Source organism: Thiobacillus denitrificans DSM 12475 (assembly GCF_000376425.1).
GTDB classification, from domain to species: domain Bacteria; phylum Pseudomonadota; class Gammaproteobacteria; order Burkholderiales; family Thiobacillaceae; genus Thiobacillus; species Thiobacillus denitrificans.
Genome location: NZ_AQWL01000005.1, coordinates 187,118 through 211,014, shown reverse-complemented (window position 1 = coordinate 211,014; position 23,897 = coordinate 187,118). Strand labels below are relative to the sequence as shown.

General features: G+C 66.1%; 23 protein-coding genes. 11 read left to right on the top strand and 12 right to left on the bottom strand.

The window, feature by feature from the left end:
- Positions 1-37: 37 nt before the first annotated feature.
- The 5 genes from B059_RS18920 to B059_RS0109865 all read right to left on the bottom strand — a co-directional run bounded on the left by B059_RS18920 (position 38) and on the right by B059_RS0109865 (position 7,225).
- The gene (locus tag B059_RS18920) at positions 38-1,780 is read right to left on the bottom strand and encodes a putative bifunctional diguanylate cyclase/phosphodiesterase (RefSeq protein WP_081601607.1); all 1,743 of its coding nucleotides are present in this window, start codon (positions 1,778-1,780) and stop codon (positions 38-40) included.
- A gap of 98 nt (positions 1,781-1,878) precedes the next feature.
- The gene (gene rsmA / locus B059_RS0109880; RefSeq protein WP_018078090.1) at positions 1,879-2,658 is read right to left on the bottom strand and encodes a 16S rRNA (adenine(1518)-N(6)/adenine(1519)-N(6))-dimethyltransferase RsmA; all 780 of its coding nucleotides are present in this window, start codon (positions 2,656-2,658) and stop codon (positions 1,879-1,881) included.
- Positions 2,659-2,660: 2 nt separating this feature from the next.
- Positions 2,661-3,728 carry a 4-hydroxythreonine-4-phosphate dehydrogenase PdxA gene (pdxA, locus tag B059_RS0109875; RefSeq protein ID WP_018078089.1) on the bottom strand — a complete coding sequence of 356 codons (1,068 nt, stop codon included), beginning with the start codon at positions 3,726-3,728 and terminating at the stop codon, positions 2,661-2,663.
- 16 nt (positions 3,729-3,744) lie between these two features.
- Complete coding sequence (locus B059_RS0109870) at positions 3,745-5,055, bottom strand: peptidylprolyl isomerase (protein WP_018078088.1); 1,311 nt, start codon at positions 5,053-5,055, stop codon at positions 3,745-3,747.
- Positions 5,033-7,225 carry an LPS-assembly protein LptD gene (locus B059_RS0109865; protein WP_018078087.1) on the bottom strand — a complete coding sequence of 731 codons (2,193 nt, stop codon included), beginning with the start codon at positions 7,223-7,225 and terminating at the stop codon, positions 5,033-5,035. The genes B059_RS0109870 and B059_RS0109865 overlap by 23 nt, the downstream gene beginning before the upstream one ends.
- Positions 7,226-7,268: 43 nt before the next feature.
- Between B059_RS0109865 and B059_RS0109860 the strand changes: the two genes are divergently transcribed.
- The 6 genes from B059_RS0109860 to B059_RS0109835 all read left to right on the top strand — a co-directional run bounded on the left by B059_RS0109860 (position 7,269) and on the right by B059_RS0109835 (position 13,474).
- Positions 7,269-8,276 (top strand): aminoglycoside phosphotransferase family protein, encoded by a 1,008-nt coding sequence (locus B059_RS0109860; protein WP_018078086.1) that lies wholly within the window; start codon positions 7,269-7,271, stop codon positions 8,274-8,276.
- A 144-nt stretch (positions 8,277-8,420) separates the two neighbouring features.
- The gene (gene murU, locus B059_RS0109855; RefSeq protein ID WP_026177428.1) at positions 8,421-9,107 is read left to right on the top strand and encodes an N-acetylmuramate alpha-1-phosphate uridylyltransferase MurU; all 687 of its coding nucleotides are present in this window, start codon (positions 8,421-8,423) and stop codon (positions 9,105-9,107) included.
- A complete protein-coding gene (locus B059_RS0109850) occupies positions 9,100-10,398 on the top strand; it encodes an aminopeptidase P N-terminal domain-containing protein (RefSeq protein WP_018078084.1) in 1,299 nt (432 codons plus the stop codon). Before murU ends, B059_RS0109850 begins: the two co-directional genes overlap by 8 nt.
- Positions 10,383-11,585 (top strand): FAD-dependent monooxygenase, encoded by a 1,203-nt coding sequence (locus B059_RS0109845; RefSeq protein ID WP_018078083.1) that lies wholly within the window; start codon positions 10,383-10,385, stop codon positions 11,583-11,585. The genes B059_RS0109850 and B059_RS0109845 overlap by 16 nt, the downstream gene beginning before the upstream one ends.
- A complete protein-coding gene (locus tag B059_RS0109840; protein WP_018078082.1) occupies positions 11,582-12,739 on the top strand; it encodes a UbiH/UbiF family hydroxylase in 1,158 nt (385 codons plus the stop codon). The genes B059_RS0109845 and B059_RS0109840 overlap by 4 nt, the downstream gene beginning before the upstream one ends.
- A 24-nt stretch (positions 12,740-12,763) precedes the next feature.
- Entirely contained in the window at positions 12,764-13,474 is a 711-nt protein-coding gene (locus tag B059_RS0109835; protein WP_018078081.1) for a DsbC family protein, read from the top strand.
- Positions 13,475-13,581: 107 nt separating this feature from the next.
- Here the strand turns inward: B059_RS0109835 and B059_RS0109830 are convergent, their stop codons facing one another.
- The gene (locus B059_RS0109830) at positions 13,582-14,424 is read right to left on the bottom strand and encodes a LysR family transcriptional regulator (protein WP_018078080.1); all 843 of its coding nucleotides are present in this window, start codon (positions 14,422-14,424) and stop codon (positions 13,582-13,584) included.
- A gap of 102 nt (positions 14,425-14,526) precedes the next feature.
- Between B059_RS0109830 and B059_RS0109825 the strand changes: the two genes are divergently transcribed.
- The 3 genes from B059_RS0109825 to B059_RS0109815 all read left to right on the top strand — a co-directional run bounded on the left by B059_RS0109825 (position 14,527) and on the right by B059_RS0109815 (position 18,159).
- Complete coding sequence (locus B059_RS0109825; RefSeq protein WP_018078079.1) at positions 14,527-14,874, top strand: TusE/DsrC/DsvC family sulfur relay protein; 348 nt, start codon at positions 14,527-14,529, stop codon at positions 14,872-14,874.
- A gap of 18 nt (positions 14,875-14,892) precedes the next feature.
- A complete protein-coding gene (locus B059_RS0109820) occupies positions 14,893-15,696 on the top strand; it encodes an HPP family protein (protein WP_157273666.1) in 804 nt (267 codons plus the stop codon).
- A 93-nt stretch (positions 15,697-15,789) separates the two neighbouring features.
- A complete protein-coding gene (locus B059_RS0109815) occupies positions 15,790-18,159 on the top strand; it encodes a glycoside hydrolase family 15 protein (protein ID WP_081601606.1) in 2,370 nt (789 codons plus the stop codon).
- A gap of 11 nt (positions 18,160-18,170) precedes the next feature.
- On the opposite strand, the gene B059_RS0109810 is transcribed toward B059_RS0109815, so the two are convergent.
- From B059_RS0109810 to B059_RS20795, 3 genes are read right to left on the bottom strand one after another with little or no spacing between them, the layout of a single operon-like run.
- On the bottom strand, positions 18,171-18,728 hold the full coding sequence (locus tag B059_RS0109810; RefSeq protein ID WP_018078076.1) for a ferritin-like domain-containing protein: 558 nt from the start codon (positions 18,726-18,728) through the stop codon (positions 18,171-18,173).
- A gap of 28 nt (positions 18,729-18,756) precedes the next feature.
- Positions 18,757-19,674 carry a ZIP family metal transporter gene (locus B059_RS0109805; RefSeq protein ID WP_018078075.1) on the bottom strand — a complete coding sequence of 306 codons (918 nt, stop codon included), beginning with the start codon at positions 19,672-19,674 and terminating at the stop codon, positions 18,757-18,759.
- A complete protein-coding gene (locus B059_RS20795) occupies positions 19,671-19,967 on the bottom strand; it encodes a hypothetical protein (RefSeq protein ID WP_157273665.1) in 297 nt (98 codons plus the stop codon). Before B059_RS20795 ends, B059_RS0109805 begins: the two co-directional genes overlap by 4 nt.
- Before the next feature lie 119 nt (positions 19,968-20,086).
- On the opposite strand from B059_RS20795, the gene B059_RS0109800 reads away from it, so the two are divergent.
- Positions 20,087-21,001 carry a hydrogen peroxide-inducible genes activator gene (locus B059_RS0109800; RefSeq protein ID WP_018078074.1) on the top strand — a complete coding sequence of 305 codons (915 nt, stop codon included), beginning with the start codon at positions 20,087-20,089 and terminating at the stop codon, positions 20,999-21,001.
- Between the two features lie 2 nt (positions 21,002-21,003).
- Positions 21,004-21,369: a YidH family protein gene (locus B059_RS0109795; RefSeq protein WP_018078073.1), complete on the top strand. Its 366-nt coding sequence runs from the start codon at positions 21,004-21,006 to the stop codon at positions 21,367-21,369.
- Between the two features lie 12 nt (positions 21,370-21,381).
- On the opposite strand, the gene modC is transcribed toward B059_RS0109795, so the two are convergent.
- The 3 genes from modC to modA are packed head-to-tail and all read right to left on the bottom strand — an operon-like array spanning position 21,382 to position 23,882.
- Entirely contained in the window at positions 21,382-22,446 is a 1,065-nt protein-coding gene (gene modC, locus B059_RS0109790; RefSeq protein WP_018078072.1) for a molybdenum ABC transporter ATP-binding protein, read from the bottom strand.
- Complete coding sequence (gene modB, locus B059_RS0109785; protein ID WP_018078071.1) at positions 22,443-23,126, bottom strand: molybdate ABC transporter permease subunit; 684 nt, start codon at positions 23,124-23,126, stop codon at positions 22,443-22,445. The genes modC and modB overlap by 4 nt, the downstream gene beginning before the upstream one ends.
- 3 nt (positions 23,127-23,129) lie before the next feature.
- Entirely contained in the window at positions 23,130-23,882 is a 753-nt protein-coding gene (modA, locus tag B059_RS0109780) for a molybdate ABC transporter substrate-binding protein (RefSeq protein ID WP_018078070.1), read from the bottom strand.
- Positions 23,883-23,897 lie beyond the last annotated feature (15 nt).

Here is a 23,897-nt window from a genome sequence, read left to right as displayed (position 1 = left end):
GCCCCCGCTTGTCGCGGTGGAGCGTACGGTTGCGGCTTCAGGCGGGACCCGATTCGCCGAACAATGGCTGGGGACGGTGGATGGCGTAGCCCTGGGCATAGTCGACGCCGATTTCGCGTAGCCGCCGCAGCGCCGCCTCGCTCTCGACGAACTCGGCGATCGTCTTCAGCCCGAGCGCAGCGCCGACGCGGTTGATGGCCTCGACCATGGCGAAATCGGCGGCATCCTCGACGATATGCCGCACCAGGGTGCCGTCGATCTTGAGATAGTCCACCGGCAGGTTCTTCAGGTAGCTGAACGAAGACATGCCGCTGCCAAAGTCATCCAGTGCGAACCGGCAGCCGAACTGCTTGATGGCGTGCATCACTTCGCGGGTGCGTCCGAAATGGGTCACCGCCACGGTCTCGGTGATTTCGAAACACAACCGATCTCCCGCCAGCGTTGTGCGGCGCAGCGCGTCTTCCAGGAAGGCCATGAACATGTCGTCATTGAGACTGGCGCCGGACAGGTTGATGGCGCAATGCGTGGCCGAGGTGCGCGCCATTTCCGCCTGCAGCCCCCCGTGTTGCTCGTCCAGCAGCAGATGCTGGACGACCCAGCGGTCGATGGCAGGCATCAGCCCGTAGCGTTCGGCCGCCGGGAAAAACCGGTCTGGCGCGACGATCGCTCCGTCCTCGCCGATCAGGCGCAGCAGCATTTCGACATGCCCGGCGCCCTCCCCTGGAGCGCGTCTCAGGTCGAGAATCTGCTGCTGCCATATCTGAAAGCGGTTTTCGTCCAGCGCCTTCTGCAGGCGTGCCACCCATTGCATTTCCTGGCGCCTGCCGGTGCAGGCGGTACCGCCGAGATACAACTGGACGCGGTTGCGCCCCTGATCCTTGGCAACATAGCAGGCGGCATCGGCCGCGCTCAACGCGTCTTCCGCGGAAACCGTGTCGTCGCCGACGGCACACAGGCCGACGCTGGCCGTCACCTCGAAGCTGCGTCCATCCCAGGCGAAGCGATAGCCGGCCATGGCGGTGCGCAAGGCTTCTGCCACCCGCATGCCTTCTTCAATCGGCCGGTCGTATAGCAGTAGCCCGAATTCATCGCCTCCGAGGCGAGCGACCACGTCGCGCCGGTTCGTCAGCTGCTTCAGCTGCTGCCCCAGCAGGCGCAGCAGCTCGTCGCCGGCCAGGTGGCCGCAGGTGTCGTTGACCAGCTTGAACTGGTCGAGGTCGATATAGGCCAGGACATGCGATCCGCGGTTGGTTTTCACGCTGTCGACCAGCGCCTGCAGGCGTTGCTGGAATTCGCGCCGGTTGACCAGTCCAGTCAGATCGTCGTGGCTTACATGGTGCTGCAACGTGGTTTGCAGCATCCTGCGCTCGGTGACGTCGCGCAGGATGCCGATCACCAGTTCGCCGTTATTCAGGCGTACGCGGTTCATGCTGATTTCAACCCAGCGCGGTTCGCCGCGCGGCGGATTGATCTCCATTTCGAAACGCGTTGCCCGTCCCTCAAGCGCGGTGCGGAAATGTTCGCGGAACAGGGCCTCGGTCTCGGTCGGGCCCAGTAGCTCGGTGATCGGCATGCGCTGCCCATGCGCGGTCAGCTCGGTTTCGCTGATCCCGATCCAGGTGGCCATGAGCGGATTGGCGACATGGAATTTCATCTCGTCGCAGACGACAAAAATGCCGTCGTTGGCGCTGTCGATATAGGCGCGTAGCAACTCCCGCTCGATTTCGGGCTCCAGGCTCGGCGGAGAAGCTGAGAGTGGGTACGGGGTGTGGGTGTCCATAAGGTTCGGGCAGGCGACTACCTGAGTATCGGACTTCGGCTATCAAGCTTGAGCCGCCAGTCCGTTTCGCTCGTCTTGCCCTGCCTGGAGGTGGGGTTTTACGCCGCGCGGTCTTGTCCGGCCAGATGCCGGGTGATGGCTTCGTAGTCGGCGACGGCGAGATTTTCCGCACGCTTGCCGGCGTCGATTCCGAGCGCGGCCAAGTCGCCGGACTTGAGCAGGCTGCCGAGCGTGTTCTTCAGGGTCTTGCGCCGCTGCGAAAACGCGGCAGCGACGACGCGCGCAAACAGCGCCTCATCGAGCGGGACGATTTCAGCCGGTGTTTTGGGGATCAGGCGGACGACCGCGGAATCGACCTTGGGCGGCGGATTGAAGGCGGCAGGCGGGACGTCGAGCAGCCATTCCAGGTGAAAGCGGCGCTGCAGCATGATCGACAGGCGCCCGTAATCGGGGGTCGAAGGCGCGGCGACCATGCGTTCGACGACCTCCTTCTGCAGCATGAAGGTCATGTCGCGGATGTGCTCGGCGAACGCCATCAAGTGAAACAGCAGCGGCGTGGAAATGTTGTAGGGCAGGTTGCCGACGATGCGCAGATCATGGCCCAGCGCGCTGAAATCGAATTTCAGCGCGTCGCCGCCGTGCACGCTGAGCCGCTCGGCCGGCCAGGTTCTTTGCAGGCGCGCGACGATGTCGCGGTCGAGCTCGACGGCATGCAGATGCGGCAGGCGTTCGAGCAGGGGCCGCGTCAGCGCGCCGAGGCCGGGGCCGATCTCGACCACGATGTCGGACGCCTGCGGGTGGATGGCGTTGACGATGGCATGGACGATGCTGTCGTCGACGAGGAAATTCTGGCCGAAGCGTTTGCGGGGGGTATGCATGGCTAGGGGCTGGAGGCTGGGGGCTCGTTAAATTTCGCGGCCTTCGGTTGCTCATCCCCTAAATCCTGGTCCCCGCATCCTGTCCCCTTTGCCTTCAGCATCTCCAGCGCCACTTCGATCGCGGCGATCAGGCTGCCCACTTCCGCGCGTCCCGTGCCGGCGAGGTCGAGCGCGGTGCCGTGGTCGACCGAGGTGCGGATGAACGGCAGACCGAGCGTGATGTTCACGCCGGCGCCGAAGCTGGCGTATTTGAGCACCGGCAGGCCCTGGTCGTGATACATCGCCAGCACGGCGTCGCAGCGGTCGTGGCGGATGCGCGAGAACAGCGTGTCGGCGGGCAGCGGGCCGACGAGCGTCATGCCTTCGCCACGCAGGCGATCGAGCGTGGGCTCGATGACGTCGATCTCCTCGCGCCCGAGGTGGCCGGATTCGCCGGCATGCGGATTGAGCCCGGCCACCAGGATGTGCGGCCGGGCGATGCCGAACTTGCTTTGCAGGTCGGCGTGCAGGATGCGGATCACCGCATCGAGCAGCGCAGGGGTAATGGCGTCGGCCACCTCGCGCAAAGGCAGATGGGTGGTGGCGAGCGCGACGCGCAGGCCGCCGCCGGCAAGCATCATCACGACTTTTTCGGTGCCGCTGCGGTCGGCCAGGTATTCGGTGTGGCCGGTGAAGGCAAAGCCGGCATCGTTGATGATGCCCTTGTGTACCGGCGCGGTGACGACGGCGCCATAGCTGCCGTTCATGCAGCCGGCGACGGCGGCGTCGAGCAGGGCGAGCACGTGGGCGCTGTTGGCGGGGTCGAGCACGCCTGCGGCGACCGGGGCCGCAACCGGAATGTGGCGCACATGCAGACGGCCCTGCCGGTGCGCGGGAACGGCGTCGCCGCTGACGAAATCGGGCGCGATGCCGAGCCGGGCGGCGCGCGCGCGCAGCACCCCGATATCGCCCAGCACCGAGAGGCGGCATGGCAGCGCCTGCTGCGACAGCGCGATGCAGAGGTCGGGCCCGATTCCGGCGGGTTCGCCGGCAGTGAGGGCGAGAACGGGCAGATTCGCGGCTTCGCTCACCCTCGGGATACCCGGATCAATTGAGCGGGCGCAGTTCGACGTAGGCCGAGTCGCGAATCTGCCGCACCCAGTCCTGGAAGGCTTCTTCCGCCTTGCGTTCGCGGATGGCCTGGCGCGCCAGCAGTTTCTGGCGTTCCTGCGTGACGTCCTGCTCGCGGCGCTCCAGCACCTGGATCAAGTGCCAGCCGAAGGGCGACTGGATCGGCGCGCTGACCTCACCGGGTTGCAGGGCGTTCATCGCTTTCTCGAAATCGGGCACGGTGTCGCCGGGATTGATCCAGCCGAGGTCGCCACCCTTGGAAGCGCTGGCGTCCTCGGAGTGCAGGCGTGCGAGCTCGTCGAATTTCACGCCGTTGTCGATACGCTCTTTCAGTTGCAGCAGGCGGTTGCGGGCATCCGATTCCGAGGTGAGCTCGTTGGTCTTGATGAGGATGTGGCGGGCGTGCGTCTGCGTGACGTTGAGTGCCACGTCCAGCCCGCGCTTGTCGTTGAGCTTGAGGATGTGAAAGCCGTTGCTGCTTTTCAGCAGCGGGGCGATCTGGCCCGGTTGCAGCGGTTTCAGCGCATCGGCGAACAGGGCCGGCATCTTGCCGCTGGCGCGCCAGCCGAAAGCGCCGCCCTGCAGCGCGTTGGGGGCGTCGGAATGGCTGGCCGACAGCTGGGCGAAGTCGGCGCCCCTGGCGAGCTGGGCGAGGATGTCCTCGGCGCGGTCGCGGCGCGCCTGGATTTGTTCGGGAGACGCGTTCTCCGGCACGGTAACGAGAATGTGGGCGAAGTTGTATTCCGTCTCCACGCCCTGCTGTGCCTGGGTTTGCAGATAGCCTTCGATCTCGGCGTCGCTGACGGCGATGCGGTTGTCGACGTCGCGTTCGCGGGCGCGTGCAATAAGGATTTCATTGCGGATGGTGGTGCGCATGTGGTCGAGGCTCTGGCCGTCCTTTTCCAGTGCGGCCTGCAATCCGGCCATGTCGAGCTTGTTCTGCGCGGCGATGCGCTGCAGGGCGCGCTCGACCTGCGTCGGGTCGACCCGCACGCCGGTGCTGCGGGCGTGCTGCTGCAAGGCGAGTTCGGTGACCATGCGCTCGAGCAGCTGTTTTTCCAGTATCTCGCGCGACGGCAGCGGGGTGTTCTGCCGCGACAGGTTGCGCACGACTTCGTCGTAACGCTTGACGAGCTCCTGATGGGTAATGACTTCGTCGTTGACGACGGCAACGATATGATCGAGCGGCTGAACCGCGGCGTGGGCCGGCAGCAGGGTCGAGGCGGCGATCAGCAGCACCAGTACCCAGTGCGGGCGGTGCCATTCAGGGCGTTTGAAGAATTTCATTGCTTGGCCTGTATCCGGGAACACTTTGTTTCAAAACGTCGAGCGGGTTGGCGCCCAGGCGCCCCATGCCGCTCAACTCGAGCTGGAAGAACAGTGCATCGGTGGACTGGTCTTCCTTGGTGGCCAGACGCTGGAACACCGCGCGCACCGCCCAGCAACCGCCATTGTATTCAAGCCCGGCCAGCCCTTCGACCAGCTTGTCGTCCTGGAACGAATAGTTGTAGCGGAACATGCCGTACCAGCGCCTGGCCAGCGGCCATTGCGCGGACAGATCGACCTGCTCGGTGGTTTGGTCGATGAAACGGTAGCCAAAGTTCAATGCGCGACCGGGGCCGGGACGATAGGAGGCGCCGAGGTTCTGGCGGATGGTGGTGCCATTCTGGGTATCGAACTGCCAGGCAGTATCGATGCGCCAGTCGCGCGTGATCTGCCCGCTGACGGCGGCGAGCAGGTCGGTGGCGCTGCTGGTGCGCGGGGGCACGCCGGGCAGGCGGACCTGCTGCGCGCTGAAGTAATAGCGCTGGCCAAGGGTGACCTGCAGCCGTTCCAGGCCGCTTTCGGCCTCGATGAAGCGGCTGGTGACGGCGAGCGTCAGCTGGTTGGCGTCGTTGACGCGGTCGCCGCCGATGAACTGGTTCTCGGTGAACATCTGTGCGTAGCTGAAATCGAGCAGCGCGGTGTCGAACACCGGGATTGCATCCTGATTGCGATACGGCGCGTATACGTAGTAGGCGCGCGGTTCCAGCGTCTGCTCGAAATCGTGGCCGGCAAAGCGGAACGGGCGGTCGAAGGTAACGCCGCTGTCGAGGCTGAGGATGGGCACATTGCGCGAGATGCGCTGTTTGTCCACGCTGTCGTCCAGGTCGTAATAGCTGCTGTGCCAGCCGATCTGCGGAGTAAAAAAGCCGAACGAGTTGGCCAGCGGCAAGCGCAGCGTCGGGTAGGCCAGCGCGCGGGTGCCTTCGGTCTGCGTGGGGTGGGCAAAGCGGGTGGCTTCGCTGTCCAGCCTGAACTCAAGCCCGTTCTCGAAGGTTTTCGTCATGCCCAGGCGGGCCTGTGGCAGCCGTGCGTAAGGTTCGAGAATGTGGATGGTCGAGGTGGAGTCCTGCAACGTCTGGTAGCTTTGCGCGCGCAATTCGGCACGCCAGTTGGCGTGTTGCGTGGTCAGCCAGGCCTCGCGATTGAGATGGGTAAGCGAGGTGATGGAAATGAGATTGGACAGGTCGCGGAAATAATCGTCGTCGGACACGCGATTGAACACCATGCCGGCCTGGGTGTTCGCGTTCAGGATGGTTTCGTTCTTCAGCGCCACGCTCCAGCGCGAGCGCTCGGCCTCGCTGTCGTTCGGCAGGTATTCGAGGCGATTCTCGCCGCGGGCGCCTGCCAGCAGGTAGCGGAATTCACCGCCCAGCTGCACCCCGCGCTTGGACAGCAGGCGCGGGTAGAGTGTGGCGTCGTAGTTGGGTGCGAGATTGAGGTAATACGGCAACAGGATATCGAGGCCGCTGCGCTCGGTGGTGCCGAAAGTGGGCGCCAGCATGCCGGTCTTGCGTGCATCGCTGAGCGGGAAATCCACCCACGGCGTGTACAGGATGGGCACACCGAGAAACTGCAGGGAAGCGTGGCGCGCCGTGCCCACGCTGCGGGTCCTGTCGATGTCGAGGTCGCCCACCTTGAGGAACCAGTCGTCGTTGTCCACCGAACAGGTGGTATAGGTGGCGTCCTGCAGCTTGAAATGGTTTTCGTCGATGAACTCGATGCGGTCGGCGTTGCCGCGCCCCTGCTGCGCCGGGAACCGGTATACCGGCTGGGTGAGCTCGCCGCTGTAGTCATCGAGGTTGAATTTGAGGGTGTCTCCGGCTACCTGCAGCGTGGTCTGCTCCAGCCGTACCTGGCCGCGTGCTTCCACCTGGCTCAGCGTGGTGTCGTAGCGCAGCCAGTTGGCGAAGAAGTTCTGCCCGGCCTGGCGGGCTTCCACATGGCCGCTGGCTTCGATGACGTTGGCGGTGGTCGATTCGATGCGATCGGCCGTCACGAACAGCGGCCCCGCCTTGCCTGCCGCAGCCGAGCCGGCGAGCTCGACGTCTTTTTTCAGTGCGAGCCCGTTCGCCGCCGCCGGAACAGCGGTCAGCAACAACACGACAAGCGCAAAGCCGGGCAGGGTGGACAAGCGATGTAAAATCCGGAAGTTCGTTATTCGGAGCAGTGTGGCTGTGGAACGTTTGCAAGCATTACAAGGCTGGGCCGCCCGTCAATTGGGGGGGGATGCGCTGGACATCGCCCCGGCGTCGGCGGACGCCAGCTTTCGCCGTTATTTTCGCGTGACTGCCAAAGGCCGCGATTATATCGTGATGGACGCGCCGCCGGCGCACGAGGATTGCCGCCCGTTCGTCGCGGTGGCGCGGCTGTTCGGCGATGCCGGCGTGCACGTGCCGCAGGTGCTGGCGCAGGATCTGGAACAGGGTTTTCTGCTGCTGACCGATCTGGGCAACGTCACCTACCTGTCGGCGCTCGACGAAGCCGCACTCGATCGGGATGTGGCGCGCGAGCTGTATCTGGCGTCGAACGATGCGCTGATCCGCATCCAGCATGCGAGCCGCCCGGGGGTGCTGCCGGAATACGACCGCGCGCTGCTGATCCGCGAGCTGATGCTGTTCCCCGAGTGGTATGTGGCGAAACATCTCGGCGTCGCCATGAAGGGCGAACAGAAAACCATCCTCGACACCGTGTTCGAGCGCCTGCTCGCCAACAACCTGGCGCAGCCGCAGGTGTACGTGCACCGCGACTGGCATTCGCGCAACCTGATGGTGAGCGACCCCAACCCCGGCATCCTCGACTTCCAGGACGCGGTGTACGGCCCCATCACCTACGACCTCGCCTCGATCTACCGCGATGCCTACATCCAGTGGGACGAGGAGCAGCAGCTCGACTGGGTGATCCGCTACTGGGAAAAGGCGCGCGCGGCCCGCCTGCCGGTGCGCGAGGACTTCGGCGAATTCTGGCGCGATTTCGAATGGATGGGCGCGCAGCGCCAGATCAAGGTACTCGGCATTTTTGCCCGCCTGTACCACCGCGACGGCAAGGACGGTTATCTGAAGGACATGCCGCGGGTGATGCATTACCTGCGCAAGACCTGCGAGCGCTACGACGAGCTGAAGCCGCTGCTGTTCCTGCTCGATGCGCTGCAGGACAGGGCGCCGCAGGTGGGGTATACGTTTTAGGTTCAAGGTTCAAGGTTCAAGGTTCAAGGTTCAAGGTTCAAGGTTCAAGGTTCAAGGTTCAAGGTTCAAGGTTCAAGGTTCAAGGTTCAAGGTTCAAGGTTCAAGGAGCAAGCGGGTGGGCAAGGGGTGAATACGAGTACGGCGATGATCCTGGCGGCCGGCCGCGGCGAGCGCATGCGCCCGCTTACCGACCACACACCGAAGCCCTTGCTGCCGGTTGGCGGCAAGCCGCTCGTCATATGGCACATCGAGCGCCTGCGTGCGGCGGGGTTCGGCCGCATCGTCATCAATCACGCCCATCTCGGCCAGCAGATCGAGGCCGCGCTGGGGAACGGCGCGGCGCTCGGCGTGGTGATCGAGTATTCGCGCGAGGCCAGCGCGCTGGAGACCGCGGGCGGCATCGCCACCGCGCTGCCTTTGATCGAAAGCGAGGTCTTCCCGGTGGTGAATGGCGACATCTACTGCGAATACGATTTTTCCCGCCTGGCCGAACCGCTGGCGCGGCTCGCCGCCGGCCACGACCGGGCGCACCTGGTGCTGGTCGATAATCCGCCGCATCATCCGCAGGGTGATTTCGTGCTCGACGACGGGCGGGTGCAGAACGCTGATTCCCCGCACGCCTTGCGCCTCACTTTCTGCGGCATCGGCGTCTATCACCGTGCGCTGTTCGCCCGCACGCCCGCCGGCGAGAAAGCGCCGCTGGCGCCGCTGCTGCGGCAGGCGATCGACGCCCGACGCGTCTCCGGTGAACATTTCGTCGGCCGCTGGGTCGATGTGGGAACACCCGAACGCTTGCACCAACTCGACCAAAGCCTGCACACCCATGTTTGACGCCTCCATTTACGCCAACCGCCGCGCGCGGCTGGCCGCCGCCCTCGGCGACGGCATCGCCATCGCCACCACCGCCCCCGAGGTGGCGCGCAACCGCGACACCCACTATCCCTACCGGCATGACAGCTATTTCTACTGGCTGACCGGCTTCGCCGAGCCCGAGGCAGTGGTGGTGCTGGTCGGCGGCGCGGAGCCGCAATCGATCCTGTTCTGCCGCGACAAGGACGAGACACGCGAGATCTGGGACGGCTTCCGCCACGGCCCGGCGGCGGCGCGGGAACAGTTCGGTTTCGATGCAGCCTGGTCGGTCACTGAACTCGATGCCAGGCTGCCCGAGCTGATGGGCAACCGCGCGCGCCTCGCCTACGCGGTGGGGCAGGATCCGGCATGGGATGCGCGCGTGATCGGCTGGCTCAACGCGGTGCGCGCAAAGACGCGGCAGGGCATCGTCGCACCGGGCGAGATCGTCGACGTGCGGCATGCGCTCGACGAGATGCGCCTCATCAAGGATGCCCACGAACTGGCCCTGATGCGCCGTGCCGCCGAGATATCCACCCGTGCACATGGCATCGCCATGCGCGCGACCCGGCCGGGCCGCCACGAATACGAGATCGAGGCCGAGCTGCTCTGCGCCTTCCGCAGCGGCGGCGCCGAGGCGCCGGCCTATACCTCCATCGTCGCCAGCGGCGCCAACGCCTGCGTGCTGCACTACGTCTTCAACAACCAGCCGCTCGCCGATGGCGATCTGCTGCTGATCGACGCCGCAGCCGAGTTCGGTAGCTATGCCGCCGACATCACCCGAACCTTCCCGGTCAATGGCCGCTTCTCGGCGGCGCAGAAGGACGCCTACGAACTGGTTCTGGCGGCGCAAGCGGCGGCCATCGGCGAGGTCCGTCCGGGCAGCCCCTGGAACGCCCCACACGAGGCGGCGGTGCGCGTGCTGACGCAGGGAATGGTCGATCTCGGCCTGCTCGCCGGCAGCGTCGACGGCCTGATCGAGTCGAATGCCTACAACCGCTTCTACATGCACCGCACCGGCCATTGGCTGGGCATGGACGTGCACGATGCCGGCGAATACAAGCTGCATGGCGAATGGCGGCCGCTGGTGCCGGGCATGACCCTGACCGTCGAACCGGGCCTGTATATCCGCCCGGCGGACGACGTGCCCGAAGCCTTCTGGAACATCGGCATCCGCATCGAGGACGATGTGGCGGTGACCACGAGCGGCTGCGAGGTGATGACTTCGCCGCCGAAGACGATCGCGGAGATCGAGGCATGGATGAAGGCTTGAACGACATCCTCATCGTCGGCGCCGGTCCGGTCGGCGCGGTGTGCGCACTGGCGCTGCAGCAGCAGGGCGTCGTCGCCCGGGTGCTCGAAGCGCAGGGTGCGGATGTCCGTGCCGACACCCGCACCCTGGCGCTGTCGCATGGCGCGCGGCAGATCCTCGACCGCCTTGGCGTGTGGGCGCGGCTCGATGGCGTCACCCCGATCACCCGCATCCATATCTCGCAGCGCGGCGCACTCGGCGTGGCGCGGCTGTCGGCCGACGAACTCGGCGTGCCGGCGCTGGGCTATGTGCTGCCCTACGCCGTGCTGACCGCCGTGCTGCAGCAGGCACTGGCTGAATCGTGCATCGACGTCGAATACGGCGCGGCGGTGGCGCGTATCGAGCCCGGCGTTGCGTGCGCCACCGTGCATACGGCGGGGGGCCGTGCATTGACCGCACCGCTGGTGGTGGTGGCCGACGGCGGACGTGGCGACACGGCCCCTGTACCCAGATTCGAGCGCGACTACGACCAGACGGCGGTGGTGTGCGAGGTACAGACCGAACTGCCGCACGCCAACCAGGCATTCGAGCGTTTCACGCCGGAAGGCCCCGCCGCGCTGCTGCCGAAAGGCGGCCGTTATGCCCCACAAGGGGACTCCGACTTTCTACGGGCTGAAGCCCGTGAAAGATCGTATGCCCTGGTATGGACTGCGCGCAACGTCGACGCCCAGCGCATTGCCGCGTTGCCCGACGACGCATTCCTCGCGGCCTTGTACCGTCACTTCGGCGGGCGCCAGGGGCTGTTTCTGCACGCCGGCCCGCGCAAGACCTTCCCGCTGAAACTCGCCTGGACCGGCAGCGAGGCCGCCGCCCGCGTGGTGCGCATCGGCAACGCGGCGCAGACGCTGCACCCGGTCGCGGGCCAGGGCTTCAATATCGGCCTGCGCGACGCCTGGGAGCTGGCAAGCCTGTGCGGCGACACCCTCGCGGACGAGATTGGCGATACAGCGATGCTGGCCGCCTACGCGCGCGGGCGGCGTCTGGACGTGCTGGGCGGAGCCGGGTTCACCGATTTCCTGGTGCGCGTGTTCTCCAACGACAGCGCACCGCTGCGCCAAGCGCGCGGACTGGGGCTGCTGGCGCTGGAAGCCTTGCCGCCGCTGAAAGCCTTCGTCGCCCGGCGGATGATGTTCGGGGCACGCGGATGAGCGGTGAGCGCTACCAGGTCGTCATCGTTGGCGCCGGCCTGGTGGGCGCCGCCGCCGCGCTGGCGCTCGGCCGGCAGGGGATGCGGGTGGCGCTGGTCGAGCGCCAGCCGCCGTCGCCGCCGGACGATGCCTGGGATGCCCGCATCTACGCCGTCAGCCCTGCCAGCCAGCGTTTCCTCGAACGTATCGGCGCCTGGCACCGCCTCGATGACGGACGCCTCCAGCCGGTTTTCCGCATGGATGTGGCCGGCGACGGCAGCGGCGCGATCCGCCTCGACGCTTACGAGGCGGGTGTCTCGCGCCTCGCGACCATCCTCGAAAGCGGGCGTCTGCAATCCGCCTTGTGGCAGGCGATCGAGGCCGACGGCAATGTGGCGCTGCACTGCCCGGCGACGATCGAATCTCTCGTCAGGAACGGCACCTCCACGCAGCTGACGCTGGCCGACGGCACGGCCCTTGAGGCCGAGCTCATCGTCGGCGCCGACGGCGCCGCCTCGCGTATCCGCGATTGGGCGGGGCTCGCCGCGACGCGGGTGCCCTACGGCCAGAGCGGAGTGGTGGCGAATTTCGAATGCGAACGCGCGCATCGCGGAACGGCGTTCCAGTGGTTTTTCGACAGCGACATCCTGGCCTGGCTGCCGTTGAGCGGGAACTGCATGTCGATGGTCTGGTCAACCCGGTCGGCGCATGCCGACGCGTTGCTCATGCTGGAGCCCGCAGCACTCGCCGGGAAGGTACGGGCGGCCGGCCACGACCGGCTGGGGGAATTGCGCCTGCTGACGCCCGCGGCCGCGTTTCCGCTGCGTCTGATCCGGGTGGCGGCTGCCGTTGCCCCCGGCGTGGCGCTGATCGGCGATGCCGCCCATGGCGTGCATCCGCTGGCGGGACAGGGTGTCAATCTGGGATTCGGCGATGCCGAAACGCTGGCCACCGTGCTGGCGCAGCAGCGCCGGGGCAATTGCGGCGATGTGCGCGTATTGCAGCGCTATGCGCGTGAGCGCGCCGAGCCGGTGCAGCGCATGCAGGCTGTCACACATGGCCTGCATCATCTGTTTTCCGACGACCGCGCAGCCTGGCTGCGCAACAGCGGGATGAAACTCGTCGACCGCCTGCCGCCGCTGAAAGCGATGCTGGTGCGCGAGGCGATGTCCTGACTTTTTTTATTTTTGGAGCAACGTATGAAATTCACTTCCCTGGCGCTGGCCGCAGCCCTGTTGTTCGCGGGGTCCGCGCAGGCAAACGAGTCGCTCATCCGCAAGACGCTGACGCAGCAGTTTCCGGGCGCGTCCATCAGCTCGGTGCAAAAAACGCCCTACAGCGGGCTGTTCGAGGTCTATCTCGACGGCCAGCTGATTTACGTGGATGCCAAGGCGCAGTATGTGTTTGCCGGCAAGGTGATCGAGCTGAAGAGCGGCAGCAACCTGACCCAGGCACGGCTGAATCAGTTGCAGGCCGTGAAATGGGACAGCCTGCCGCTCGGCAACGCGCTCAAGACGGTGAAGGGTAACGGCGCGCGCAAACTGGCGGTGTTCTCCGACGTCGATTGCCCCTACTGCCGCAAGTTCGAGGCCGAACTCGCCAAGGTCGACAACATCACCGTCTACACGTTTCTCTACCCGATCGAAGGCCTCCACCCCAAGGCGGTGCAGATCTCGAAGCAGATCTGGTGCGCATCCGACCGCAACAAGGCGTGGGATGAATACATCGCCAATGGCAGCGTGCCCAAGAATGACGGCAAGTGCAGCAATCCGGTGGATGCCACCATTGCGCTGGGCAGCAAGCTGAGAGTGGAAGGCACGCCCACGATCTTCTTCGAAAACGGCCAGCGGGTGCCCGGAATGGTGCCGGCGGCGCAACTGGAACGCCTGTTCGCCGCCAACGCCAAATAGTCAGGGCACCCGTTTCTGGAGCGGGCGCCGCGCCAGCCGGGACTGCGGTTATCCGTCGCGACACCCGGAACCGGGCCCTGAATGACGTTCAGTCCGGGGTGCGGCGACTACTCTTCGCGCGCAAGGGTGCGCAAACCTTCGAGGGCGGTTTTGAGCGTGGCACTCTCGCTGTCGCGCGGAAACACCATGTAGGCCGTCAATTTGAACTGCGGGCTCTGCGGGACGCGCCATAGCTGTCCGGCTTCGAGGTGATGCCGTACCAGCCGCAGCGGGAAATATCCGCTGCCGCCATAAGTGAGCAGTTGTTGCACGCCTAGCCAGCCGATGTTGGCAACCAGTGTGGGGGCGCCCATCTCGGGATAGTGCTCGCTGAACAAGGCGTGGAATTCCGACCCCCAGTCGATGTGGATATAGTCGGGGTTCGGCCAGGGGCGCGTGGGGTCGTTGGTCACCAGCAGCAGGGTTTCATCGAACAGCGGCTCCACCACCAGCCCGGGGCGCGAGGTTGGCGTGTACATTACGCCGATATCCACCGTGCCCTCGATCAGTCCCTGCATGATGTCGGGCTCGAAGCCGATTTCCAGGCGCAGCGACACGTCCGGTGCCGCTGCGCGCATCCACGCCACCCAGTGCGGCAGAAACCCCTCCCATACTGCGATCCGTCCGCTCAGCGTGAGTACATCGTGAAAACCTTCGGGCAATCCCACATCGTGGCGCGCCTGTTCCACCGTGCGTACCAGATGCTTGGCATGGCGCAGGAAACGCTTGCCTGCGGGCGTCAATTCCGCACCGTTGCGCCCGCGCTGGAACAGGCGCACGCCGAGTGCGGTTTCCAGTGTGTGGATGCGTGCGCTCACGGTCGACTGGGTGATGTGCAGGCGGCTGGCGGCGGCGACGAAGTTGCCGTTGGCGGCAACCATGAGAAAAGTACGGGCGAGTTCGGTGTCCATTTTTCAGATATCGGTTTTTTCGATATTAGATACCAAAATTTATCGTTAGATGGATATATAAGAGATCTCTAAACTAGGCCCCTCTTAAACCGGGAGCCTGCAATGAACAGTCGTGCCGACCTTGCCGTCCTGATGCCCGAACGCGACAACGAGGGCTTTTTGCTGAACCCCGCCGAGTGGAGCCGGGCACTTGCGCCGTTGCTGGCGGCCGAGGATGGCCTGACGTTGAGCGCAGCCCATTGGCAGGTGCTCGATTTCATCCGCGCCTGGTACGTCGAGAACGAGAGCGTGCCCGAGGCGCGCCGGGTAATTCAGCATCTGGCTGCGCGGGGCAGCGACAAACGCGCCGCCAAGCAGGCCTTGTACGAACTGTTTCCGCATGGCTATGGGCAGCAGGCCTGCCGCATCGCCGGCATGCGCAAGCCGTTGAAACTGATGCTCGATGTGTAAAGCGGAGAGATCGACACGATGAAGACGGCTTACAGGATGTCGGAGCGCGCGCTCAGAAGAAAGGTCAGCCTCATGCGGGGCTGGAGCGGACTGAAGATCGCCTACACGGTTTCGGAGCGCGAGCATTGGGTGTCGGCTGCCGGCGGTTTGCTGGGCCTGCTCGCGGTGCTGTGGGCCGGCAACTACTGGGTGGCCGAGCATGGCAATGCGGGCGTGCTGACCATTGCGTCGATGGGGGCCTCGGCCGTACTGCTGTTCGCCGCCCCGCACGGTGCGATGTCGCAGCCATGGTCGGTGTTCGGCGGCCATCTGGTGTCGGCGCTGATCGGCGTCACCTGCGCACGCTGGTTGTCCGACCCCATGCTGGCCGCATCGCTGGCGGTGGCCTTGTCGATCGCGGCCATGTACAGCCTGCGCTGCCTGCATCCCCCGGGCGGGGCCACCGCGCTGAATGCCGTGCTGGGAGGCGAAGCCATGCATGCACTGGGCTACGGTTACGTGCTCAGCCCGGTGCTGCTGAACGTTGTCGTACTGCTGATCGTGGCGGTGGCGTTCAACTACCCGTTTGCCTGGCGGCGTTATCCGCAGGCGTGGTGGCGCCAGCCGGCGGTGTGCGCGCCAGCGGCGGCGAATTCTGCCGGTTCGGAGGAAAAATGCATGATCCCGCACAGCGATCTGGTTTACGCGTTGAGCCAGATCGATACGTTCGTCGACGTCAGCGAAGAGGATTTGCAGAAGATTTATGCGCTGGCGCTGGGGCACCAGCATCTGGCGCCCGAGACACCGGCACCGGCCGCGGTGCCGGCCGTCGAATCGACATGATCCCGCTGCCCGGCGCCCCCGGGCGGCACTGCGGTGGAGGATATTTGCAGTAAAGTGAAGGTGTCGTCATGACGCCGCCACGAAGGGGCCGGAATGGATACGTCCTGGATTTCTCCCCCACCTGCCGCAGCCGGGCATGCCCCTGGCGCGCCCGGGATCGCACCCAGCTGGACCTCGTCCGCCAAGGATTTGGTCGGCACCGCGATCGGCTCGTCGCGGCTGTGGTTTACCCTGGGCCATGGCATCGTCAACGAGGTCTATTGCCCGCGCATCGACATTCCGCAGATTCGCGACCTCGGCTTCATCGTCGCAGACGATGCCGGTTTCTGGGTCGAGGTCAAGCGCAGCGCCGATTACACGCTGGCCGTGCCCGCGCCGGGACTGCCGCTGCCGACCGTCGTGCACCGCCACCCACGCTTCACCCTCAGCCTGCGCTTCTGTCCGGATGCGGCACGCGATGTGCTCCTGATCGATCTGGCGCTCGACGGTGAGGCGGGCTTGCGTGTCTATGCCCTGCTCGCGCCGCACCTGGGCGGCACCGGCAGGAACAATTGCGCATGGGCGGCGACCCACCTGGGGCAAGGGGTGCTGTGGGCGGAGCAGGGGCCGTTCGGGGTGGCGCTGCTGGCGCGCATGGCGGATGGCGAGGATGCGCTGGGCGCGGCGTCGGCGGGCTACGTCGGCGTTTCCGACGGCTGGCAGGATTTCGCCGCCAATGGCCGCATGGCCTGGCATTACGCCGCAGCCGGGCCGGGCAATGTGGCGCTGATGGCGGAAGTCGCGCCGCGCGCAACGCTGGCGCTGGGATTGGCGACATCGAGGCAGGCCGCCGCCGCACTGGCACGCGCGGCGTTGATGCAACCTTTTTCCCGCATGCTGGAGTTGCAGCAAGCGGCCTGGACGGTATGGCACCAGGGGTGCCATACCGCAGCCCTGGCGGCCGGCTTGCCGGATGAACTGCAGGCGCAGCTCGCCTGTTCGGCGCAGGTGCTCAAAACTCACAGCGACAAGACCTTTCTCGGAGCGATGGTGGCGAGCCTGTCGGTGCCGTGGGGCAATCATGGCGAAGAGCGCGGCGGCTACCATCTGGTATGGCCGCGCGATCTGGTCGAGTCGGCGCAGGCGCTGCTGGCGCTCGGCAGCGTGGGCGAAGCGCAGGCGGTGCTGGGCTATCTACTGGCAACGCAGAATGCCGACGGCCACTGGAACCAGAATCAGTGGCTCGGCGGCAAGCCATACTGGGCGGGGATCCAGCTCGACGAGACGGCCTTCCCCGTGCTGCTCGCCGCGAGCCTGGCCGAACGCGATGCGCTGGGCGACATGATGGTGGCGGCCAGCGTGCGCCGCGCGTTGGCATTCCTGGTGCAGGCAGGGCCCGCCAGTCCGCAGGATCGCTGGGAGGAGGACGCCGGCGTCAGCCCGTTTACGCTCGCGGTGTGCATTGCCGCGCTGGTGGCCGGTGCCGATTTGCTGCCCGAGGCCGAACGCGGTTTGCCGCTGGCGGTCGCTGATTTCTGGAATGCACGGCTGGAAGACTGGTGTGTGGCACGCGGTACCGCCTTGGGCGCGCACCACGGCGTGCCTGCGTATTACGTGCGCGAAGCGCCGCCGGACATTCTGTGCGACGACTATGCCATGCAGCGTGTATTGCCGATCAAGAATCAGGGTGACGACCTGCGGCTTGCAGCCGACGCGCAGATCGCCACCGATTTCCTGCAATTGGTGCGGCTGGGCCTGCGCTGTGCCGATGACGCCTTGATCGTCGATACCCTGGCGCTCGCCGATGCGCTGCTGAAAACCGGGACACCGCTGGGGCCGGTATGGCACCGTTACAACGGCGACGGCTACGGCGAACATGGCGATGGCCGCGCATTCGACGGCGCTGGACGCGGGCGTGGCTGGCCGCTGCTCAGCGGCGAGCGCGGCCACTACGAGCTCGCCGCCGGCCGCGACGCGTTGCCGTATCTGGCGGCGATGAATGCCATGGCCAGCCATGGCCTGATACCCGAACAGGTATGGGATGCCCCGGCACTCGGCCGGTTCCGGCCGGGGCGGCCGACTGGCAGCGCCATGCCGCTGGCGTGGGCGCACGCCGAGTTCATTAAGCTTGCCGCCTCGCGCGTCCAGGGATACCCCTTCGATCGCCCGGCTGCGGTGTGGCGGCGCTACGGTGGCGAGCGACCCAGTGCGGCGGCCGCCATCTGGACCCCCGGCGCCCCGCTGCGCCGGGTAGCGCAAGGCCAGGCGCTGTGGATCGTGCTGCCGGAGGCGGCGGCGGTCCGGCTGTGGCTGGATGAGGCAAGCACGCCGGCCGATCAGGCAACCGTTCCTTGCGGCCTAGGCCTGCACGGGGTATGGCTGGACGCAGCCCGGCTGGCGGGGCGCACCCGCCTGCAATTCGACTGGCAGGGGCAGCGCGGCAAGGCGATGCAGGAAGTGGCCCGCATCGCCTTGCCGGGTTGATCCTGCGCAGCTCAGCGGTTGAGGTCTTCCAGCAGGCTCGACAAATCGTTGGCGTGCTCCTCTTCCATCGCCAGGATGGTCTCCAGCATCCGTCCGGTGGTGATGTCCTTGTTGCCGATGTAACGGATCATCTCGCCGTAGCTCTCGATCGCGATGCGTTCGGCGACCAGGTCTTCCTTGATCATCTCGATCAGGCTGCCGCCTTCGACGTACTCGGCGTGCGAGCGCATTGCCAGCCCGTCGGGGCTGAAGTCGGGCTCGCCGTTCAGCTGCACGATGCGCGTGGCGATCAGGTCGGCATGGCCCTGTTCTTCGGTGGCATGCTGGAGGAATTCCTGCGCCACCGTGTCGGCATTGATGCCGCCGGCCATGAAGTAATGCCGCTTGTAACGCAGGATGCAGATCAGCTCGGTGGCCAGCGCCTCGTTCAGCAGCTTGATCACGACGGCGCGGTCGGCCTGGTAGCCGGTGGTGACCGCGCCGTCCTCGATATGCTTGCGCGCGCGGGCGCGCAGGGCCTTGATGTCGGTCAGGAACGGTTGTTGGGTTGCGGATGAGGTCTTGGCCATGGTGGATTCCTTTCGGTTCGTTGAGTACTTACCCCAGAGTAGTGTCGAGCAGCATCATGACAACGAAGCCGCCGATGATTCCCAGCGTGGCGGCCTGCTCGTGCCCCTTGCGATGGGTTTCCGGAATGATTTCGTGCGATACCACCCAGATCATCGCGCCGGCGGCAAAACCCAGGCCAGCCGGATAAAGCGGGGCGAAGCCGGAGGTCAAAGCGACGCCGACGATGGCGCCGAGCGGTTCGGCCAGCCCGGTCAACGCGGCCGCGCCGGCGGCCTTCCAGGGCGTATATGCCACGGTGCGCAGCGCTACCGCCACCACCAGGCCTTCCGGAATATCCTGAATGGCAATCGCCGCGGTCAGCGGGATGCCCACCGAGGCGTCGCCTCCGGCGAAGCCGACGCCGATCGCCATCCCCTCGGGGAAGTTGTGCAGGGCAATGGCGAACACCATCAGCCAGACGCGACGCAACTGCACCCAGTCGGGGCCGTGGCGGCCGGCGCCGGGATGTTCGTGCGGCACCGCCTTGTCGGTCAGCAGCAGGAACAGCGCGCCCAGAACCAGCCCCGCGGCAACGATCGCCGCGCCGGCCGGCTTGCTGCCGAAAATGCCGGCACCGGCGGCGACCCCCGGAAGGATCAGCGAGAAACACGAGGCGGCCGCCATCACGCCCGCCCCGAAGCCGAGCATGATGTCTTCCCAGCGTGCCGAGATGTGGCGAATGAACAGGGCGGGCATGGCGCCCACGGCGGTGGCGAGCGCCGCTATTGCCGAGCCGGCCAGCGCCTGGCCCATTGGGGTGCCGATGCGGGTGCCGCCCTGCACCACGGCCACCCACGCCAGCCCGCCCAACAGGGCAATAGCCAGCATGCCGCTGCTGCGCCGCGCCGCGCGGGCATGGCGCGGGTCGGCGAGGAAAGCCTGCAGGCTGCGGGCGGCGGAATTCATGCGTTCACGCCTGGCCGCGCGGGTGCGGGCAGGCCCATGTCCTGCGTTTCGTCATCATCGATCATGGCCATGCCGCCTGATGCAGGGATTCGGGCGACAGACTGCGGAAATCCCACTGCTGGTACTGTCGCGCATGCCGCTGCGCGGGTCGCGCGGCGCCGGCGCTGCCACGTTCGCCCGCCACCGTCGAGAAACGGGCAATCCTGCATCAGTACCGGGCCGCGCAGATCTGCCGTCATCGAGTTCTGGTTGTCGGCAACCGTGTTACGGTGGCGGGGGGCATATAAAGGCATTGCGACATGGGTGACTCCTTCGCTTGATTGGCACTTGGACAGCAGGTGGATTGCATTTAAGACCATAAAAGCCAAGTTGTCCCCTGAATAGTCTAGAATGACTCGATTGATAAAATCGAATGATCAGCATGACCCTGCAGGAGCTCAGGTATCTGGTAGCGCTGGCCGATCACGGCCACTTCGGACGTGCGGCCGAGTCCTGTTTCATTACCCAGTCGACGTTGTCGACCCAGATCAAGAAGCTGGAAGACTTTCTCGGCGTGACCCTGTTCGACCGCAGCCTCAAGCGCGTCACGCCGACGCCGATCGGCCGCGAGATCCTGCAGGCGGCGCGCAACATCGTCGAGGAGTCGGAGCGGATCAAGGAACTGGCCAGACACGCGCAGGATCCGATGGCGCGCACCCTCCATCTTGGCGTGATCCCCACTTTGGGGCCGTATTACCTGCCGCATGCGCTGACCCTGGTGCACAGGAAATACCCCGGCCTGCGGCTGCTGCTGCGCGAGGAAATGACGCAGCACATCCTGGAGCGCCTCAACGTGGGCACGCTCGACGCAGGCTTGCTGGCGCTACCGGTCGCCGACGACGGCCTGCGCGTCGAGCCGCTGTTTTACGAGCCTTTTTTTGCCGCCCTGCCGGCGGGCCACCCGCTGGCCAAACGCGATGTCCTGAAAGTGAACGACATCATGGCCGAGAAACTGCTGCTGCTGGATGAGGGCCACTGCCTGCGCGACCAGGCGCTCGATGTCTGCGGCGGCGGGTCGCGCGGCCGCGAGGAAGTGCGCGCCACCAGCCTGGAAACCCTGCGTCAGATGGTGGGCATGGGGCTGGGCTTGACGCTGCTGCCGGCACTGGCGGTGGACGCCGCGCCGCGCGCAAGCAAAAAGGCGGTCGAGATCCGCCCGTTCAGGGCGCCGCCGCCTGGCCGCACGATTGGCCTGGTGTGGCGCCGCCGCGCGCCGTTTCCCGAAACCTTCGAACGTCTGGCCCTGCTGCTGAAAAGCGCACTGCCCGGCGGCGTGGAGTCCGTCTGAGCATGTCCGGCCCCGGCGATCCGCGCGTATTCTTTGCCGCCGAGCGCACGCTGCTGGCGTGGAACCGCACCGGCCTCACGCTGATGGCATTCGGCTTCGTGCTTGAGCGCTTCGGCCTGTTCCTGCACATGCTGCGCCACGATCCCGGCCATGCCGGACGCGACCTGTCGTTCTGGATCGGCATCGCCTTCATCAGCCTGGCCTTGCTGGCGATCGGCTTTTCCATCGTGCAGTTCTGGCGCGTTCTGCAGGCGCTGAAGCCGATCGATATCCCCGTGCGCTACCGCATCTGGTCGGGCATTGCGATGAACCTGGCGGTGGTAGTGCTGGGGGTCGCGCTGCTGGCATACCTCTTTTCCGAGCTGTAGGCGCGCGGCTGGTCAGGCCACGGCCACGCTTTTCACCTGGGCCACCACCGGCGTACCCGGCTGCAGGCCCAGAAGCTGTGCCGATTTCCGGGTGATGCGTGCGAGCAGCACGGTATCGTCCAGTGCCAGCCGTACCAGCACCTGGCCCGGCGCATCGTCGGCCAGCTCAGCCACCCTGGCGGGCAGCAGGTTGAGGATGCTGGTCTGCTGCGGCATGGCCAGCGCCAGGCTGACGTCGCGCGCGGCGACGCGCACCCTGAGCGGCGCGCCGGGCAAACCGTGCAGACCGGGCAATTCCAGCGCGACGGCGCCGCGGACGACGTGGGTGAGCTGGAGCGCCTCGTCGTGCGTCGCCACCGTGGCGTCGATGATGGTGGCGGCAGTGTCGCGGTGTGCCAGGGGCAGGTCGAGGCGGGTCAGGCCTGCAGCCAGGGGGCCCTGGTAGACGATACGGCCGGCCTCGATCAGCAGCAGGGTGTCGGCCAGGCGCGCCACTTCGTCAAGCGCGTGGCTGACGTAGAGCAGGGGCAGTTCGAGTTCCCGATGCAGGCGTTCCAGGTATGGCAGGATGTCGGCGCGCGCGCCGGCATCGAGTGCGGCCATCGGTTCGTCCATCAGCAACAGGCGCGGGCACGACAGCAGGGCGCGGCCGATCGCCACGCGCTGGCGCTGCCCGCCCGACAGCTGGTGCGGCTGCAATGCGATCAGCGGCGCCAGTTCCAGCCAGTCGATCACTTCGTCACGGCGGATGGTGCGTTCCCCGGGCGGCACGCGCTGCCAGCCGTATTCCAGGTTGGCGCGTACCGACAGGTGCGGAAACAGGCTGGCCTCCTGGAAGACGTAGCCGAGCGCGCGCCGCTGCGTGGGAACGAAGACGGTGTCGTCCTGCCAGACCTCGCCGCCGACGACGAGGCGTCCGGGTGCGCGGGAGAGTCCGGCGATCAGCCGCAGCAGCGTCGTCTTGCCCGAGCCGGACTGGCCGAACAGGGCCGTCACGCCGTGCGACGGCAGGCTGAAATCCGCGTCGAGCGAAAAATCGCCAAGCGTGGTGCGGAACCACCCCTCGATCCGGCTCATGTCGGGGTCCGCTGCCAATGCCCGCTGTAACGGCCCAGCATCAACAGCACCAGGAATGAAAAAGCGACCAGCCCGGCCGCCAACAGGTGCGCGTCGGCGTATTCGAGCGCCTCGACATGGTCGTAGATCGCCACCGACAAGACCCGCGTCTGGCCCGGAATATTGCCGCCCAGCATCAGCACCACGCCGAACTCGCCCACGGTATGGGCGAATGTGAGTACCGCCGCAGTGATGAAGCCGGGGCGGGCCAGGGGGACGGCGACGCTGGCGAAACGGTCCCATGGCGAGGCACGCAAGGTCGCGGCCACTTCGAGCGGCCGCATGCCGATGGCGGCAAAAGCATTGGCGATCGGCTGCACCGCGAACGGCAGCGAGAAAATGACCGATCCCACCACCAGTCCGCCAAAAGTGAAGGGCAGGGTCGACAACCCGAGCTGCTGCATCCATTGGCCGACGGCGCCCTGTGGCCCCAGCAGCACCAGCAGGTAAAAACCCAGTACGGTCGGCGGCAGCACCAGCGGCAGCGATACCAGTGCGGTGACCGCCGCACGCAGGCGAACGTGGGTGTGGGTCAACCACCATGCCAGCGGCGTGGCGATCAGCATCAATAGCACGGTCGTGACCGACGCCAGCTTCAGCGTCAGCACGATGGCCGAAGTGTCGGCTGGCGTCAGTGGCATGGCTTACAAGTCGTAGCCGTAGCTGCGGATGACGGCCTGCGCGTCAGGTGTCCCCAGGAAGTCCAGCAGCGCGCGTGCCGCAGCATTGCCGACGCCGCGCTTCAGCAGGGCGGCATCCTGGCGGATCGGCGAGTAAAAGCGGGCGGGAACCTGCCACATCGAGCCTGCGCTCAGCTTGCCTTCCTGCATGATCTGCGACAGCGCCACGAAACCGAGTTCGGCATTGCCGCTGGCGGCGAATTGATAGGTTTGCCCGATATTCTCGCCGATCACGAGCTTGCTCGAGACCGCGTCGAAAAGCCCCATCCGGGTCAGGGCTTCCTGGGCAGCCGTGCCATAGGGCGCGAGTTTCGGGTTGGCGATGGCGAGTTTGCCGAAGCGGCTCTGCTTCAGCACGGCATCGGTGCCGTCGATCAGCGTGGGGTTGGCGCTCCACAGCGCGAGCTTGCCGATGGCGTAATTCCGGGTGGCGACGGCATCGCCTTCCTGCACGAGACGGGCCGGAGTTTTATCGTCGGCGGCCAGCAGCACATCGAAGGGCGCGCCATTCTTGACTTGTGCATAGAACTTGCCGGTCGAGCCGGACGACAAGGTGAGCGTGTGACCGCTCGCCTGTTCGAAACGGGCAGCCAGCACCTTCATCGGCGTGATGAAGTTGGCGGCAACGGCGACATGGGCCGTGTCTGCAGCGGCTGGCAGGCTGGCGAATGCGGACAGCATCAGGATGGCTGTCCGCTTCTTGAATACGCGTGTCATGACGTTCTCCCTGGA